The 16700-nt window shown below is 44.5% G+C and carries 11 protein-coding genes, 1 rRNA gene and 2 riboswitches; all 12 genes read left to right on the top strand.

Annotated elements, in window-relative coordinates; all coding sequences use genetic code 11:
• The first annotated feature begins 111 nt into the window (after positions 1-111).
• The gene (locus H7968_RS16050; protein ID WP_227397093.1) at positions 112-1428 is read left to right on the top strand and encodes a short-chain fatty acid transporter; all 1317 of its coding nucleotides are present in this window, start codon (positions 112-114) and stop codon (positions 1426-1428) included.
• A gap of 508 nt (positions 1429-1936) precedes the next feature.
• The gene (locus H7968_RS16055; protein ID WP_227397094.1) at positions 1937-2488 is read left to right on the top strand and encodes a cysteine hydrolase family protein; all 552 of its coding nucleotides are present in this window, start codon (positions 1937-1939) and stop codon (positions 2486-2488) included.
• A gap of 20 nt (positions 2489-2508) precedes the next feature.
• Positions 2509-3981: a nicotinate phosphoribosyltransferase gene (locus H7968_RS16060; protein ID WP_227397095.1), complete on the top strand. Its 1473-nt coding sequence runs from the start codon at positions 2509-2511 to the stop codon at positions 3979-3981.
• 13 nt (positions 3982-3994) lie between these two features.
• A complete protein-coding gene (gene nadE / locus H7968_RS16065) occupies positions 3995-4822 on the top strand; it encodes an ammonia-dependent NAD(+) synthetase (RefSeq protein WP_319799511.1) in 828 nt (275 codons plus the stop codon).
• Positions 4823-5116: 294 nt separating this feature from the next.
• Entirely contained in the window at positions 5117-6061 is a 945-nt protein-coding gene (locus tag H7968_RS16070; protein ID WP_227397097.1) for an AAA family ATPase, read from the top strand.
• On the top strand, positions 6061-7278 hold the full coding sequence (locus tag H7968_RS16075) for a DUF58 domain-containing protein (protein ID WP_227397098.1): 1218 nt from the start codon (positions 6061-6063) through the stop codon (positions 7276-7278). The genes H7968_RS16070 and H7968_RS16075 overlap by 1 nt, the downstream gene beginning before the upstream one ends.
• Complete coding sequence (locus H7968_RS16080) at positions 7275-9494, top strand: DUF4129 domain-containing transglutaminase family protein (RefSeq protein WP_227397099.1); 2220 nt, start codon at positions 7275-7277, stop codon at positions 9492-9494. Before H7968_RS16075 ends, H7968_RS16080 begins: the two co-directional genes overlap by 4 nt.
• Positions 9495-9533: 39 nt before the next feature.
• A riboswitch (purine riboswitch) is annotated at positions 9534-9635 on the top strand.
• Between the two features lie 139 nt (positions 9636-9774).
• Positions 9775-11328, top strand: coding sequence for a glutamine-hydrolyzing GMP synthase (gene guaA / locus H7968_RS16085; protein WP_227397100.1), 1554 nt, complete (start codon positions 9775-9777; stop codon positions 11326-11328).
• A 118-nt stretch (positions 11329-11446) separates the two neighbouring features.
• Positions 11447-11548: riboswitch (purine riboswitch) on the top strand.
• Between the two features lie 123 nt (positions 11549-11671).
• Positions 11672-13006: an NCS2 family permease gene (locus H7968_RS16090; protein WP_227397101.1), complete on the top strand. Its 1335-nt coding sequence runs from the start codon at positions 11672-11674 to the stop codon at positions 13004-13006.
• 105 nt (positions 13007-13111) lie between these two features.
• A complete protein-coding gene (gene glcT, locus H7968_RS16095) occupies positions 13112-13948 on the top strand; it encodes a glucose PTS transporter transcription antiterminator GlcT (protein ID WP_227397102.1) in 837 nt (278 codons plus the stop codon).
• A gap of 145 nt (positions 13949-14093) precedes the next feature.
• A complete protein-coding gene (gene ptsG, locus H7968_RS16100; protein WP_227397103.1) occupies positions 14094-16160 on the top strand; it encodes a glucose-specific PTS transporter subunit IIBC in 2067 nt (688 codons plus the stop codon).
• A 443-nt stretch (positions 16161-16603) separates the two neighbouring features.
• Positions 16604-16700: ribosomal RNA gene (locus H7968_RS16105) — 16S ribosomal RNA — on the top strand; the annotation flags it as partial.

A 16700-nucleotide genomic window follows, 5' to 3' on the forward strand; every position in this document is an offset into this window, starting at 1 on the left:
ATAGAAGCTGATTTCAAACTTTTCCTTAAAAATGAAAGGGTTTTCATATAGAGTGTCGAATAGTGTCAGCTGTGGAGAAATTGAAAACTGAACAAAGGGGAGAAAATCAGCATGAAAAGAGTGATTCGTTTTTCCAATTCATTAATGGAGCGTTGGCTGCCGGATCCATTTCTATTTGTCGTGATCCTGACACTTGTTGTGTTTGCGCTCGGGATCGGATTAACCGGTTCAACACCTGTAGAAATGGTTGCCTTCTGGGGAGAAGGCTTTTGGGCACTTTTAGCATTTTCCATGCAGATGGTTCTGGTTCTCGTAACCGGATTTGTATTAGCAAGCAGTCCGATTTTTAAAAAGGGGCTTGGTTCCCTGGCATCAGTGGCAAAATCACCAGGCAGTGCAATCATCTGGGTAACGCTTATTTCACTTGCTGCCAGCTGGATTAACTGGGGATTTGGACTTGTCATTGGCGCGCTTTTCGCCAAAGAACTGGCGAAAAGAGTGCAGGGGGTTGATTACCGCCTTTTGATAGCCAGTGCTTATTCAGGCTTCCTGATTTGGCACGCAGGTTTTTCAGGTTCTACTCCGTTATCCATTGCAACAGAGGGGCATCCGTTAGTTGATACGATTGGGATTATTCCAACGAGTGAAACGATTTTTGCAGGTTACAACCTGATAATTATTCTTGCACTCATCGTGATTTTGCCACTGCTTAACCGTCTGATGATGCCGGCAAAAGAAGATACTGTCACCGTTGACCCTGCTGTATTGGAAGAGGATGAGGTTGCTGTGTCGATCGCTGAACCACTAACACCTGCAGAAAAGCTTGAAAACAGCTGGATTTTATCAATGGTCATCGGTGTACTTGGGATCGCTTTTCTGGCTTATTATTTCGTTCAGAACGGATTCGCGCTGAATCTTGATTTGGTTAATTTCCTGTTTCTGTTCCTAGGGATTTTATTCCACGGCACACCGCGCCGCTATTTAAATGCCGTGCAAAATGCGGTAAAAGGAGCAGGAGGCATCATTATTCAGTTCCCTTTTTACGCTGGGATCATGGGGATGATGACAGCATCAGGGCTGACCTTAATGATGTCTGATATGTTTGTCAGCATTTCAACAGATGTAACTTTCCCACTGTTTGCTTTCTTAAGCGCAGGCATTGTGAACTTCTTCGTTCCATCAGGCGGAGGCCAGTGGGCTGTACAGGGACCGATCATGATGGACGCCGCAATTGCTCTCGATGCGAGTACAGCGAAAGTGGCGATGGCAGTCGCATGGGGAGATGCCTGGACAAACATGATTCAGCCATTCTGGGCACTGCCGGCTCTGGCCATTGCAGGACTGAAAGCCAAGGATATCATGGGCTTTTGTTTAATCGTTCTGTTTGTAAGCGGGATCGTGATTGGGCTTGGATTAGTGCTCATTTAATTAAATAGGACCGGAATACGCTTTGTGCGTTTCCGGTTTTTTGTTTTGTTGGAGATTGTTTGACGCGGAGTAGGGCTTGATGGTGAAGGCGGTTGTTTTTCGCGGCAAATAGGGGGTTGGGTGACGGGGGCTGGCTGAGTGGCTCCCTGGAGGATTTCTTCATTCGGGTGAGTTATTCAGGCTTTTGAAAAATTAATTCCCTCTTTCTGGGGTTTGATTCGTGCTTTTGAAAAAATAATTCCATCACTGCGGCTCCCGGTCTCCACTTTTCCTTCACTGCCTTCACTGATTCAATCATTCCCGCACACTGATTCCTTTGTTTCAAAATTTATTTCCATCAAAACCACAACCCTCATTCAAGCAAGCCAGGTTTCCTTCAAAACCATATCTCCTAATCAACCTATCCCCAACCCTCGCTTCTTGTGTCTTTACACAAGTAAAGCTAAAATAATAAGTGAATAATTGAGCATACCAACAATACGAATACATATTAAAAGGAGATGGCATGATGACTAAAAGAGCATTGATTAATGTTGACTATACGATTGATTTTGTAGCAGACAATGGTGCGCTGACCTGCGGGAAGCCGGGACAGGAGATTGAAGATAAGATTGTCAGCCTGACGAGAGAGTTTCATGAGCGTCAGGATCTTGTTGTTTTTGCAATCGATCTGCACGATGAAAATGACCCTCACCACCCGGAGACAAAGCTTTTTCCGCCACATAATATCCGTGGCACAAAGGGCAGGGATCTGTATGGGTCACTGCAGTCATTGTATGATATGATTCAAGATGATGAAAATGTGATATATATAGATAAAACGCGTTACAGTGCTTTCGCCGGTACAAATTTGGAACAGCTGCTGAGAGAGCGTGGAATTACGGAGCTTCATCTCGTTGGGGTATGCACCGATATTTGTGTGTTGCATACGGCGGTTGACGCTTATAATAAAGGCTTTCACGTAACGGTTCATAAACAAGCGGTTGCCAGTTTTAATCAGGCTGGTCATGAATGGGCACTTGAACATTTTGCTTCATCGATTGGGGCGACAGTACAGTAAGGCATAAGGAGCTAATGGATATGAGGGATTCGTACACGGATGACAGTCTGATGCTGCACACTGATCTGTATCAGATTAATATGGCAAAAACGTATTGGGAGGACGGGATGCATGAGCGGCAGGCAGTGTTTGAGCTGTTTTTCCGTACATTACCGTTTGGAAACGGATATGGTGTTTTTGCCGGTCTTGAACGTGCACTGGATTATTTAAAGGATTTCCGGTTCAGTGAGACTGACCTCCAGTATTTGAAGGAAGAGGTCGGTTACGAAGAAGACTTTGTTGCGTTTCTTCGCGAAATCCGTTTTACCGGAACGGTTCGGTCTATGAAAGAAGGGGAGCTCGTTTTTGGCAATGAGCCGATTATGCGGGTGGAAGCGCCGTTGATTGAGGCGCAGCTTGTCGAGACAGCGCTTTTGAATATCGTGAACTACCAGACGCTGATCGCCACCAAAGCATCGCGGATTAAACAGGTAGTCGGGAATGAAACCCTGATGGAGTTTGGGACGCGCCGGGCACACGAGCTTGATGCTGCAGTGTGGGGGACGCGTGCTGCCTATATCGGCGGCTTTGCTGCGACGAGTAATGTCCGTGCAGGTAAGATGTTCGGTCTTCCGGTAGCCGGTACGCATTCCCACGCCATGATTCAGGCATATAGAGATGAATATACGGCTTTTAAAAAATACGCGGAGACGCATAGCGACTGTGTGTTTTTAGTTGATACTTACAATACGCTGAAGTCAGGTGTACCTGCCGCCATTGCAGTGGCAAAGGAGATGGGGGATGCGATTAACTTTGTCGGTGTCCGTCTCGACAGCGGGGATATTGCGTATTTATCAAAAGAAACGAGGAAAATGCTTGATGCAGCTGGCTTTGAAGACGCTAAAATCATTGCCTCCAACGACCTTGATGAGTACACGATTTTAAACCTGAAGGCGCAGGGGGCAGTGGTTGATATCTGGGGCATCGGTACAAAGCTGATCACAGCATACGATCAGCCGGCTTTAGGCGCAGTGTACAAGCTGGTGTCGATTGAAAATGAGTCCGGTGATATGGTCGACACGATTAAAATCTCAAGTAACGCTGAAAAAGTAACGACCCCGGGGCTTAAACGGGTGTACCGTATCATAAACCGGGTAAACAATAAGTCAGAGGGCGATTATATTACCCTTGAAGGTGAAAATCCTCAGGAAGAGGACCACCTGAAAATGTTCCATCCGGTTCATACATTTGTGACGAAGTTTGTCACGAATTTTGAAGCGAAGGATCTCCATCATACCGTCATTAAAAATGGTGAGGTTTGTTATGACAATCCTTCCCCGGAAAACATTAAGCACTATTTACAGGAGAATCTCGATTTACTGTGGGATGAGTATAAGCGTTCAATGAATCCGGAAGAATATCCGGTCGATCTCAGTCAGAAGTGCTGGGATAATAAGATGCGCAACATTCAGGAGGTCAAGCAGGCCGTTAAAAATGCGCACATCAATCAATAATGAGGTGATTTTTTTGTCAGCACTGCAACAAAAGGTTGTCGCAGAAATGGGTGTTAAACCTGCGATCGATCCAAAAGAGGAAATTCGTAAGAGTATTGATTTTTTAAAGGAATATGCACACAAGCACACATTTATCCGCTCGTTTGTCCTTGGTATTTCAGGCGGTCAGGATTCTACCTTGACTGGAAAGCTGACACAAATGGCAGTTGACGAGCTGAATGAAGAAGCAGGAGAGGAAAAGTATTCTTTCATTCCTGTCCGTTTACCATATGGCACGCAGGGAGATGAATCGGATTGTCAGGATGCACTCCGTTTTATTAACCCGAAAGAAACGATGGTCGTGAACATTAAGCCGGCTGTTGATCAGAGTGTCGAATCGCTGAAACAGGCTGGCGTTGACATCAGCGATTTTGCCAAGGGAAATGAAAAAGCACGTGAAAGAATGAAGGTTCAGTACTCCATTGCTGCCATGAGAAATGGTGTAGTGGTTGGAACGGACCATCCGGCAGAAGCAGTTACCGGCTTTTACACGAAGCACGGTGACGGCGGAGCTGACATTCTGCCATTGTTCCGTCTGAATAAACGTCAGGGTAAGCAGCTGTTAAAAGAGCTTGGCTGTCCTGAACATCTTTACCTGAAAAAACCGACAGCGGACCTCGAGGAAGACCGTCCACAGCTTGCAGACGAGGAAGCGCTCGGTGTGACCTATGATCAGATCGACGATTATCTGGAGGGTAAAGAAGTATCACCCGAAGCCAAGGAAAAGATTGAACAGCACTACTTAAAAACACAGCATAAACGTCATATGGCGATCACCATTTTTGATGATTTCTGGAAATAGCGGTTAATTCGGGTCAGGCTGGTCTATAATGGGACTATCCCTTTTTCACCGCTTCCTGTATTCAGAAACCGGATTGAGAAAGGGAAACCGACTCAATCCGGTTTTTTTCTGTTTGAAAACGTACCGGGTAGACAGTTACTGTTGTAACACTATGTTTTTTCTTATATTCTAAATAGAGTGTATATTTCAAAAAACAGGACTTTTTGCCAACAGGTGAAAGTGTTGCTGCAACTGATACATTTTTTACACAAGTTTAATAGAAATAGATCGAGTTGAAAATGGGAGGGAACCAGTATGTACCATGAAAAATTAGAAACGATTCTTCATAACATTGAAAAGGTCATGATTGGAAAAAGAACGGTTGCTGAATTAAGCATTGTGTCGCTTCTGGCGCAGGGGCATATTCTTCTTGAAGATGTTCCGGGTGTCGGAAAAACGATGATGGTTCGTGCGCTTGCAAAGTCAGTTGGTGCAAAGTTTACCCGCATTCAGTTTACTCCGGATTTACTTCCTTCAGATGTAATTGGTGTATCCATTTATAATCCTAAAGAGCTTACTTTCCAGTTCCGTCCGGGTCCAATTATGGGAAATATTATTCTGGCGGATGAAATTAACCGTACTTCACCGAAAACACAATCCTCACTGCTTGAAGGAATGGAAGAGGGCAGTGTGACAGTGGATGGTGTGACGCACAGGCTGGCGAGACCGTTTTTCGTTATGGCGACTCAGAACCCGATTGAGTATGAAGGAACCTACCCACTGCCGGAAGCTCAGCTTGACCGTTTCCTCCTCAAAATGAAAATGGGTTATCCAAATGCAAAAGAAGAGCTGGAGGTATTAAATCGAATCCAGCATTCACCGCCAATTGAAGATCTTGAGCCGGTGATCACGCTTGAGGAGCTTCAGGCTCTCCAGAAAGAAGTAAAAAATATTGTCGTAGATGATAAGATTAAACAATACATTGTGGATCTTGCAGGCAGTACACGGGAGCACCCGAACGTGTATTTAGGGGTAAGTCCACGTGGATCCATCGCTTTAATGAAGGCAGCTCAGGCATATGCGATGCTTCATGGCCGTGATTACGTGATTCCGGATGATATTCAGTTCCTGATCCCATACATTTTCTCACACAGAATGATTTTGAAATCAGAAGCGAAATATGACGGAATTGAACCGGAGGATGTTATTGAACGGATTGTAGCTAGAACAAGAGTACCTGTTCAGAGAGTGGCGAAATAATGAAAGCGATTTGGACATTTCTGCAGGAATTTGGGAAGGTGCTGCTGCTTCTCGTTTTGCTGGCAGGAACATTTTCGTATGCCATGTTTCAGGGTGGATTTGTCAGCTGGTTTTTGTTTTACAGCTTCCTTCCATTCGGTCTTTATTCGCTTACTCTGATGCTGTATCCGCTCGGTGACTTTAAAGTTGTCAGAAGGATCAAATCCAAGGAATTAAAGGCTGGATCTTATGTGACGGTTCAGATTCAACTGACCCGCAAAGTACCCGTTCCTTTGTTTTATATGATTGTTCAGGAGCATGTATCGACCGATGTTTTTTCTACGCAGGAAATCGGCCAGGTGAAGAAAATGGTTAATCCATGGTTCAGAAGAAAGCTGATTTTGGAATACGATATCCCGGATCTTCCACGTGGGGAGCATACATTCAGAAGTGTCGAGCTGAAAACGGGAGACTTTCTCGGCATTATCCAGAAATCAAGACATCTTGAGTGCGAAGAAACCATCCTTGTTTATCCTGCTCATATCAATATTAATTACCAGCCGATTCAGGCCAGGTTTGATCAGGGTGTCTCCTCATCCAATGTGAAGTTCCAGCAGGATACTACGATGGCAACCGGAGTCAGAGATTATCAGACAGGGGATCGTGTATCCTGGATTCACTGGAAGTCTTTTGCGCGGACAAATGATCTGAAGACGAAAGAATTTGAAGAGCGTAAGTCTCATGACGTATCGGTTGTGCTCGACAGGACGCCAACTCCCGCTTTTGAAGATATGGTCGTGCTGACCTCATCGATTGCCCGGGGAGTTATGAAAAAAGGAGCACAGGTCGGTTACTTTTCACAAGGAAGTACTGTTCAGCAGGCTCCTGTCAGAAGTGGGGAAGCCCATCAGAAGCAGGTGAACTATTATCTTGCCAAGGTGCAGGGGGATCATACTGGTTCATTTGCAGATGTGCTGAAAGAAAACGCGACTTCGTTAATTCGTGCCTCAGCCCTTATGATTGTGACCTCGAGACTATCGAGAGAAATGGTTGATCAGGTGAGTGCCATTTCTAAAAATGGACAGGCTGCCGTGATTTTTCTTGTGCGGCATCCGGCTGTGACGCTGAACGCTGATGATCAACAGCTGAAAGGACTCGCAGCTTCAAAAGGTATCATTGTTAAAGAACTGAATAAGCGTCAGTTTTCATCTGTGTTCAAGGAGGTGAAGCATGCATGAGAACCGACTTTGGATGGAATACGGTTACGCTGTTGATTTTATACGTACTCAGCTTCTTCCTGTTATGGGAGTGGCTGCGTCCGATTGACCAGATTACGGATACAGATAACCTGTCTTTCTTTATTATTTTTGCCGGTCTTTCGCTGCTGCTTTACTTCTTTGAGGTTGATTGGCGAATTTCAGGCTTAATCAAGCTGCTTTATATCGTGATTGTGTTACAAACGCTATATTTCACTGTTCCTTTTATTGGAGAAGGGGAGTGGGTGGCTGCGTTCTTAGCCTCTGTATGGGAAAGTGTCATATTAACCGTTCAGCAGGACTGGAATAATGTCAGTGATTTGTACCGGAGTCTATTATTCTTTATTTTGTTATGGCTCAGCACGTACTTACTTCATTACTGGCTTGCTGTCAGAAAACAGCTGTTTTTATTTTATTTGTTTACAATCGTTTATGTAACGCTTCTTGATACGTTCAGTCCATATGATGGAACCAACGCCATTATCCGGATTATTTTATTTGGTTTTCTGTTGATGGGACTGCTTACGCTGCAGCGTGTAACCGATCAGGAGCGGCTGCATCAGTCTGCAGGGCAGTATCAGAAGTGGCTGATTCCACTTGCGCTGATGGTCGCCTTCAGCTCCGTGATTGCTTATGCTGCTCCAAAGTCAGAGCCAATATGGCCGGATCCGGTTCCTTTTCTACAATCATTTGCCGGAGGGTCAGGGAGTGGTTCCGGAGTAAACAGGCTCGGTTACGGAGAGGATGATTCTTCACTGGGCGGTCCATTTGTCGGCGATGAAACGAAAGTTTTTGAAGTCGTGACAAATGACGAGCAGTATTGGCGTATTGAAACGAAAGATCTTTATACCGGAAAAGGATGGGATCAGTCTCAGGAATCTGACGGAAGTGGTGCCGCATTTACGGTAGGGGAAGATATTCCGCTTAACATTTCCGATATTGATGAGGAATCTGAGCCTGTGACAGCCTCGATTGAAGTGGATCTTACTTATAATCACCTTGTATATCCATACGCGCCGGATCAGGTGCTTGAAGCCGATGCTGACCGGATGGTGGTTGATTCGATCAGTGAAAAGATCGTTTCGTATCAGGGTGAAGAAGAGGTTGAGCTTGAACAGTATGAGTGGGAGTTTCGCGAACCCCGTTACAGTCTTCAGGCAATGAGGAATACAACCGGTTTAGGGGATTATGAAAGAACCGGCGATCTGCAGCGTTACCTACAGCTTCCGGAGAATTTACCTGACCGCGTTCGTGAACTGGCGGTTGAAATCACAGAGGGTGAAGACAACTGGTACGATAAAGCAAGTGCTGTGGAGGATTATTTTTCACGCAATGGTTTCGTCTATGATCAGTTTGATGTGCCGGTTCCGTCCGGTGATCAGGATTATGTTGACCAGTTTTTATTCGAAACACAAAGAGGATACTGTGATAACTTTTCAACCTCAATGGTTGTGCTGCTGCGTTCAGTGGATATTCCGGCACGCTGGGTAAAGGGTTATACGCAGGGTGAGGAAATCAACCGTAATGAGGATGGACTTACGCGTTATGAGATTACAAACAACAATGCCCATTCCTGGGTTGAAGTATTTTTCCCGGAAGTAGGATGGGTACCGTTTGAGCCGACAGTCGGTTTTTCAAATAACGTATCGCTGAACTACGATTTGGATCTGGATACAGAAACGGAAACACCTGAAACACCTGAGCCACAGGAACAGGAAACGCCTGAAGCGCCTGCACCACTTGAGGAAGATACACCTGCCGGGGGTGGCCCTGGTGGAAATGGATCGCTGTTCGGGAATATGTGGGATGGCATTAAAACATTTGTGTCAGAAAATCGTTTTATCTCCGGTCTGATCGGTGTAGCGTTTATTCTCGCTGGTGTGATCATTTACCGTCTGAGATTCCGCTGGATGCCTTACGTTTTAATTTATTATTACAAATCAAAACGCGGGGATGATGTATATCCGGATGCTTACGCAGCGCTGTTAAAGCAGCTTAGAAGGTACGGTTTAAAACGTTCGGATAACCAGACGCTGAGATCATACGCAAGAGAGATTGATGAGTTTTTCGGATCAAAGGAAATGAGCCGTCTGACGGATCAGTATGAGCGAATCATTTACCGTAAAGATGATCCTTCAGCCAAATGGCCTGAAATGCGTGAATTATGGGAAGATTTAATTAAAAGAACAACCGGTTGACCGCCTGTTATTCAGGCGTTAAAATGGTGAAAATTAATGACAGCAAGATAGACCCCCCTTCATATATGTCCGACAATATGGGTCGGATGTTTCTACCGGATCACCATAAATGGTCTGACTATGAAGGTGGTCTTTTCCTTTTGGTAAAAGACCGCCTTACAGAACGCTTGAAGGGAAGAGTAGAACGTGACTCTTATCAGTTGAGCGTTCTTTTTCTATTTACAGAGGAAGTAACCTGGCACATATGCCGGAGAAAAATATTACTTGATGAGGTGACCCCATGCTAGGTAAAGAAGAGATGCACAATCAGGAAATGATCGTTGTTCTGGATTTTGGAAGCCAGTATAACCAGCTGATCACAAGACGTATTCGTGAGTTTGGTGTATATAGTGAGCTGCATCCGCACACGATCACAGCTGAAGAGATTAAGGAATTAAATCCTTCAGGAATCATTTTCTCAGGCGGACCGAATTCGGTTTATGACGAAAATTCTTTCCGTGCAGACGAGCGTATTTTTGATCTTGGAATTCCGGTGCTTGGTATTTGTTACGGCATGCAGCTGATGACGATGCACTTTGGCGGGAAAGTAGAGAAGGCGAAAAATCGCGAGTATGGAAAAGCGGACATTCATATCGAAAAGGCAGAGGGACTGTTTAAGGATCTTCCATTAACGCAAACCGTATGGATGAGCCACGGCGATCTTGTGGTAGAAGCTCCACCTTCATTTGATGTAGTGGCTACAAACCCTTCATGTCCGGTTGCTTCGATCAGCAATGACGATCAGAAGCTTCATGCTGTTCAGTTCCACCCGGAAGTACGCCATTCCGTATACGGCAACGAGATGCTTCGTAATTTCGTCTTTGATGCATGTGGCTGTAAAGGCGACTGGTCAATGGAGAACTTCATCGAAATCGAGCTTGAGAAAATCCGTCAGGAAGTCGGCGACCGCAAAGTGTTATGTGCATTAAGCGGAGGCGTTGACTCTTCTGTTGTAGCTGTTCTGATTCATAAAGCAATCGGCGATCAGCTAACATGTATCTTTGTTGATCACGGGCTTCTTAGAAAAGGTGAAGCGGACAGTGTTATGAAAACATTTGCTGACGGTTTCAATATGAATGTCATCAAAGTGGATGCACAGGACCGTTTCATGAACAAGCTGAAAGGCGTTTCTGATCCTGAGCAAAAACGTAAAATCATCGGAAATGAATTCATCTACGTATTTGACGATGAAGCAACGAAGCTTGACGGCATTGACTTCCTTGCGCAGGGAACGCTTTACACAGACATCATCGAAAGTGGAACAGCAACGGCACAGACGATCAAGTCTCACCACAATGTCGGCGGGCTGCCTGAAGATATGCAGTTCACTTTGATTGAACCGCTGAACACACTGTTTAAAGATGAGGTTCGTGCGCTTGGAACAGAGCTCGGTATTCCGGATGAAATTGTCTGGAGACAGCCGTTCCCAGGTCCGGGTCTCGGAATCCGTGTCCTTGGTGAAATTACAGAAGAGAAATTGGAGATTGTTCGTGAATCTGACTATATTCTTCGCGAGGAAATCAAAAAAGCAGGCCTTGACCGCGATATCTGGCAGTACTTCACTGTCTTACCAGATATCCGCAGCGTAGGTGTTATGGGAGATGCGCGTACGTATGACTATGCGATTGGTATTCGTGCAGTAACATCTATTGACGGCATGACATCTGACTGGGCACGTATTCCTTGGGATGTACTGGAGAAAATTTCTGTACGCCTGGTCAATGAAGTGAATTCTATTAACCGCGTGCTGTATGACGTGACGAGTAAGCCACCTAGTACCATTGAATGGGAATAAGCGAATATTAATAAAATAATATGTTTTAATGTTCGTATTTTGTATTGACGTACTATACAGTCGCTGATACAATTACAACTATCGTGTTAAAGCGGTTCTTATTCAGGTTCTGCTTTACTGAAACTTAATAGTCTTTCGTCGTATAACGTCGGGAATAGGGCCCGAAAGTCTCTACCAAGTCACCGTAAATGACTTGACTACGCGGATTGAATTCATATGTGCTTTTTTCAGCTTTTGACGGGCTGGAAAAGTGCGTCTTCGATCACTACAGTCAACCCTGAACGACGATCATCGTTCAGGGTTTTTTCGTTATACTTCGGAGAAATCTCTGGAGGGAAAAGCATTGAAGAAGTATTTTCAGTTTGAAGAATTAAACACGAATTACCGCCGTGAATTTATCGGAGGATTAACCACGTTTCTGGCAATGGCGTATATTCTTGTCGTTAATCCGTTAACGCTTACCCTTGCTGATGTGGAAGGTCTGCCTGACGCACTGCGTATGGATTATGGCGCTGTCTTTGTTGCAACAGCCCTTGCAGCAGCTATCGGTTCATTTGTGATGGGGGTATTTGCGAAATATCCAATCGCTCTTGCACCGGGAATGGGTTTGAATGCGTTTTTCGCTTATTCGGTTATTTTAACGCAGGGGATTCCATGGCAAACAGCTTTAACAGGGGTTTTATTATCTGGAATTATCTTTATGATTCTTACCGTGACAGGCGTTCGTGAAAAAATCATTAACTCTATTCCTGCTGAACTGAAATTTGCAGTAGGAGCCGGAATTGGACTTTTTATTACGTTTATCGGTTTTCAAAATGCGGGCATCATCGTTGGAAACGATGCGACAATGGTGGCGCTTGGTGATCTGACAGATCCTAATACATTACTTGCTATTTTTGGTATTTTTATTACCGTTATTTTTATGACCCGCAAAATTAAAGGTGGTATTTTCTTCGGGATCGTATTAACGGCAATTGTCGGAATGATTGTTGGACTGATTGACCGTCCAAGCGGCATTGTTGAGCCTGCGCCTAGCATTGCGCCAACTTTCGGTGCAGCACTGGACCCGATTTTTAATAATCCGGCTGAACTATTCACCATACAGATCCTTGTCGTTGTGCTGACTTTCCTGTTTGTTGATTTCTTTGATACTGCAGGTACACTCGTTGCAGTGGCGAACCAGGCAGGACTCATGAAAGAAAATAAGCTTCCGCGTGCAAGTAAAGCGCTTTTTGCTGACTCAACAGCAACGGTTTTTGGAGCGATACTCGGTACTTCTACAACAACTTCTTATATAGAATCGTCATCAGGAGTAGCTGCTGGTGCAAGATCAGGGTTTGCATCTGTTGTAACTGCGGGATTATTTCTTCTCTCGATCTTTTTCTTCCCGCTGCTTGAAGTCATTACGAGTGCAGTAACAGCGCCGGCACTTATTATTGTTGGTGTTTTGATGGTATCTGCTCTTGGTAAAATTGACTGGTCACGTTTTGAAATTGCCGTACCGGCATTTCTGACGATTATTGCCATGCCATTATCGTACAGTATTGCAACCGGAATCGCAGTCGGCTTCATTTTCTATCCGATTACGATGATCGTGAGCGGTAAGTCAAAACAGATCCATCCGATCATGTATGGGCTGTTTGTAATCTTTGTTCTTTACTTCATTTTTCTTTCGTAATACCATATAAGGACTGTTTCCGTTTACCGGACAGTCCTTTTTTAAATGGCTTGAGCGGGTAAATGGAATACCGGATCGAAATCGACATGGACGGAAGTGAAAGAGATGAGCTACACAGTCAAAAAAGTACTGAATAATAATGTGCTGATAGCGGGGACCGGTGATTCGGAAGTCGTCATGATCGGCAAGGGGATCGGCTTTAAGCGTCAAACTCAGTCGACGATCAGTGAAGCAGAGGTTGAAAAGCTGTTTGTGCTGAGAAACCAGCAGGAGCAGGATCAATTTAAAAAGCTGCTCCCTCATGTGGATGAGGAGCTGTTAAAGGTCGTCATCTCTTCCATTGAGCTGATTCGTGAGCGTACCCAGTCGTTTTTAAATGAACATATTCATGTGGCATTGACGGACCATATCGTTTTTGCGGTAAATCGCCTGATGAGAGGGATGTCCATCTCCAATCCATTTCTTTTAGAAACGAAAGCGCTTTATCCGTATGAATATGAAATTGCTAAAGAAGTTGTGCAGCTTATCAATGAACGTGCCCATATTTATCTGCCTGAAGGAGAGGTTGGTTTTATTGCCCTCCACATTCACAGCGCGATGATGAATAAAAATGTCCGGGAAGTAAACTCACACTCTCAGCTGATCGGACGTCTGATCCAGCTCATTGAAACGCAGTTCGATGTCCAGCTGGATAAAGAGAGTATTGATTACATGAGACTTGTCAGGCATTTGCGCTATACGATTGAGCGTGTGGTCAGAGGAGGAAAAGTGGATGAACCGGAAAAAATCGCTTTACTCTTGAAAGAAGAATATCCTCTGTGCTACAATCTGTCTTGGAAACTGATAAAAATCATGCAGCAAACATTAAAAAAACCTGTTTATGATGCAGAAGCCGTGTATTTAACGATGCACCTGCAGCGTATTCAAACCAAAATGAAATAATTCACTTACGTGTTACTGATACGATCAGGCATGAGTAAGGAATAGATGATCCATTGGGATTCGTGTACCCTCACGACCCTCACTGGAGTTCTTTTCTTTACTCATGCTTTTTTGTTTGCTGCAGAATAAAAAAGGAGGAAACAAAATGTTCAAGAAGTTTTTCGGTCAGCTTCAAAAAATCGGGAAAGCACTGATGCTTCCTGTCGCGATTTTACCGGCAGCCGGTTTGCTACTGGCGTTCGGTAATGCGCTTCAAAACGAAACCCTGACTGACCTTGCACCGTTTTTAACGAGTGACTGGATCGTCATGATCGCTAGTGTCATGGAACAGTCCGGCGGTATTGTTTTTGATAATCTGCCATTGCTATTTGCTGTAGGGGTAGCCATCGGTCTTGCGGGAGGAGACGGTGTAGCCGGTCTTGCTGCGATTGTTGGTTACTTAATTATGAATGCTACGATGGGAACAGCGCTTGGGCTGGACCTTGAAACGGTGACGAGCGGTGAGGACCCTGCCTATGCGCTGGTTCTTGGTATTCCTACACTGTCATCAGGCGTATTCGGCGGGATTATCGTCGGTGCACTGGCTGCTGCCATGTACAACCGTTTTTATAACATCGAGCTTCCGACATACCTTGGATTCTTCGCTGGTAAACGATTTGTCCCAATCGCAACAGCGGGTTCGGCTGTACTGCTAGGATTGATCATGCTATTAATCTGGCCGCCTGTTCAGGAAGGGTTAAACTTCTTCTCAAACAGTCTGCTAAGTGTAAATCTTGCTCTATCTGCATTTATATTCGGTGTGATTGAACGTGCACTGATTCCATTCGGTCTTCATCACATTTTCTATACGCCGTTCTGGTTTGAATTTGGTACGTATACAAACGCTGCGGGAGAGATCGTCCGCGGTGATAACTCAATCTTCCAGGCGCAGATTCGTGACGGGGTTCAGGATTTGACAGCCGGAACGTTCATGGCTGGTAAATATCCATTTATGATGTTTGGTCTGCCGGCTGCAGCGCTTGCGATCTATCATGAAGCACGTAAAGAAAAGAAAAAAATTGTTGCAGGAATCATGGGTTCTGCTGCCCTGACTTCTTTCCTGACAGGTATTACAGAGCCAATTGAATTCGCATTCCTGTTTGTAGCACCACTTCTATTTGCGGTTCACACTGTTTTTGCAGGGCTGTCTTTCTTAACAATGCACCTGCTTGACGTTAAAATCGGGATGACATTCTCCGGAGGTCTCATTGACTTCCTGCTGTTTGGAGTACTAAACCCTCAGACAAACTGGTGGTTAGTGATTCCGGTAGGACTCGTATTTGCTGTCATCTATTACTTTGGATTCCGTTTTGCAATCCGTAAATTCAACCTGGCTACACCAGGCCGTGAAACAGATGAAGACGAGGGAGAAGAGCGCGTTGCTTCTTCTAAATCAGATCTTCCACACGATATTCTTGATGCGATGGGTGGTTCAGCAAACATTGCCAACCTTGATGCTTGTATCACGCGTCTTCGTGTTCAGGTAAACGAGCCATCAAAAGTAGATAAAAAAGAATTAAAACGTCTTGGCGCATCAGGCGTTCTTGAAATTGGAAACAACATTCAGGCCATCTTCGGACCGCGTTCAGACAGTCTTCGTCACCAGATGAAAGATATTATGGACGGTAAGACACCACGTCCGGTGAAAGTTGATGCTGACCAGCAGGTACAAAAAGAGATTGAAGAAACAACGTCAACTGCTGTCCGCAATGATGTTGAAATCTTATCTGATTTTGTTGCACCAATTTCTGGTGAAGCAGTGTCTATTACAGAAGTGCCTGATCAGGTGTTCTCAGGTAAGATGATGGGAGACGGATTTGCAATCATCCCTTCAGATGGAATTGTCCGTGCACCTGTGAATGGTAAAGTCGTGAATGTATCTCCGACAAAGCATGCGATCGGAATTGAATCTGACAACGGTCAGGAAATCCTGATTCACTTTGGTATCGATACGGTAAAGCTGAACGGTGAAGGCTTTAAGGTTCATGTAAATGAAGGAGACCTGGTGAAAGCCGGAGATCTTCTACTTGAAGTGGATCTGGCTGCCATTAAAGATCGCGTTCCTTCTATTATGACCCCTATCGTGTTTACGAATCTGATGAACAACGAAAAGGTGGAAGTGAAGAAGAATAAGATCAGCCGTGGTGATAAAGGGATTATTGAAGTGAAGTAAGGTTGTTTGAAAAGCGTCCGCTAAGTGGGCGCTTTTCTTTTTTGAGGGAGATCATTCTAATAGAGGGAAATATTTTTTATATAAAGTTGTTGTAATATTCAGAATTAAATTATATAATGGAATTGCTCTTAAGACATTGACTACATTCATGGAGGTGTGATAGATTAGTAAAGTTCTCTTAAAGGGAACGGGATATGTATAGCGGTCCGTAAGGCTTTTTTGTTTTCTCTTTTTTAGTCGGTTTTTATCACCGGAAAAAAGATGAAAAAAAGATTTGAAAAACGCTTTACAAACTAATCTGTAACATGCTATGATGTTCTAGTCGCTTACGAGAGCGGCGCTTCGATAAGAAGCACTGAACCTTGAAAACTAAACAACCAAACGTCAACGTTTAAGATTTTAAGTCTTTTTCAAATAAAAAAGACAATGAGCTTTTCAAACACTTTACGGAGAGTTTGATCCTGGCTCAGGACGAACGCTGGCGGCGTGCCTAATACATGCAAGTCGAGCGAACGGAAGAGAAGCTTGCTTCTCGGATGT

The sequence above is a fragment of the Jeotgalibacillus aurantiacus genome (genome assembly GCF_020595125.1).
Taxonomy (GTDB): Bacteria; Bacillota; Bacilli; order Bacillales; family Jeotgalibacillaceae; genus Jeotgalibacillus; species Jeotgalibacillus aurantiacus.

Coding starts and splice junctions, on each gene's coding strand:
- H7968_RS16060 (WP_227397095.1), top strand. CDS start 2,509: ATGAGGGATTCGTACACGGATGACAGTCTGATGCTGCACACTGATCTG.
- ptsG (WP_227397103.1), top strand. CDS start 14,094: ATGTTCAAGAAGTTTTTCGGTCAGCTTCAAAAAATCGGGAAAGCACTG.
- H7968_RS16055 (WP_227397094.1), top strand. CDS start 1,937: ATGACTAAAAGAGCATTGATTAATGTTGACTATACGATTGATTTTGTA.
- glcT (WP_227397102.1), top strand. CDS start 13,112: ATGAGCTACACAGTCAAAAAAGTACTGAATAATAATGTGCTGATAGCG.
- H7968_RS16070 (WP_227397097.1), top strand. CDS start 5,117: ATGTACCATGAAAAATTAGAAACGATTCTTCATAACATTGAAAAGGTC.
- guaA (WP_227397100.1), top strand. CDS start 9,775: ATGCTAGGTAAAGAAGAGATGCACAATCAGGAAATGATCGTTGTTCTG.
- H7968_RS16075 (WP_227397098.1), top strand. CDS start 6,061: ATGAAAGCGATTTGGACATTTCTGCAGGAATTTGGGAAGGTGCTGCTG.
- H7968_RS16080 (WP_227397099.1), top strand. CDS start 7,275: ATGAGAACCGACTTTGGATGGAATACGGTTACGCTGTTGATTTTATAC.
- H7968_RS16050 (WP_227397093.1), top strand. CDS start 112: ATGAAAAGAGTGATTCGTTTTTCCAATTCATTAATGGAGCGTTGGCTG.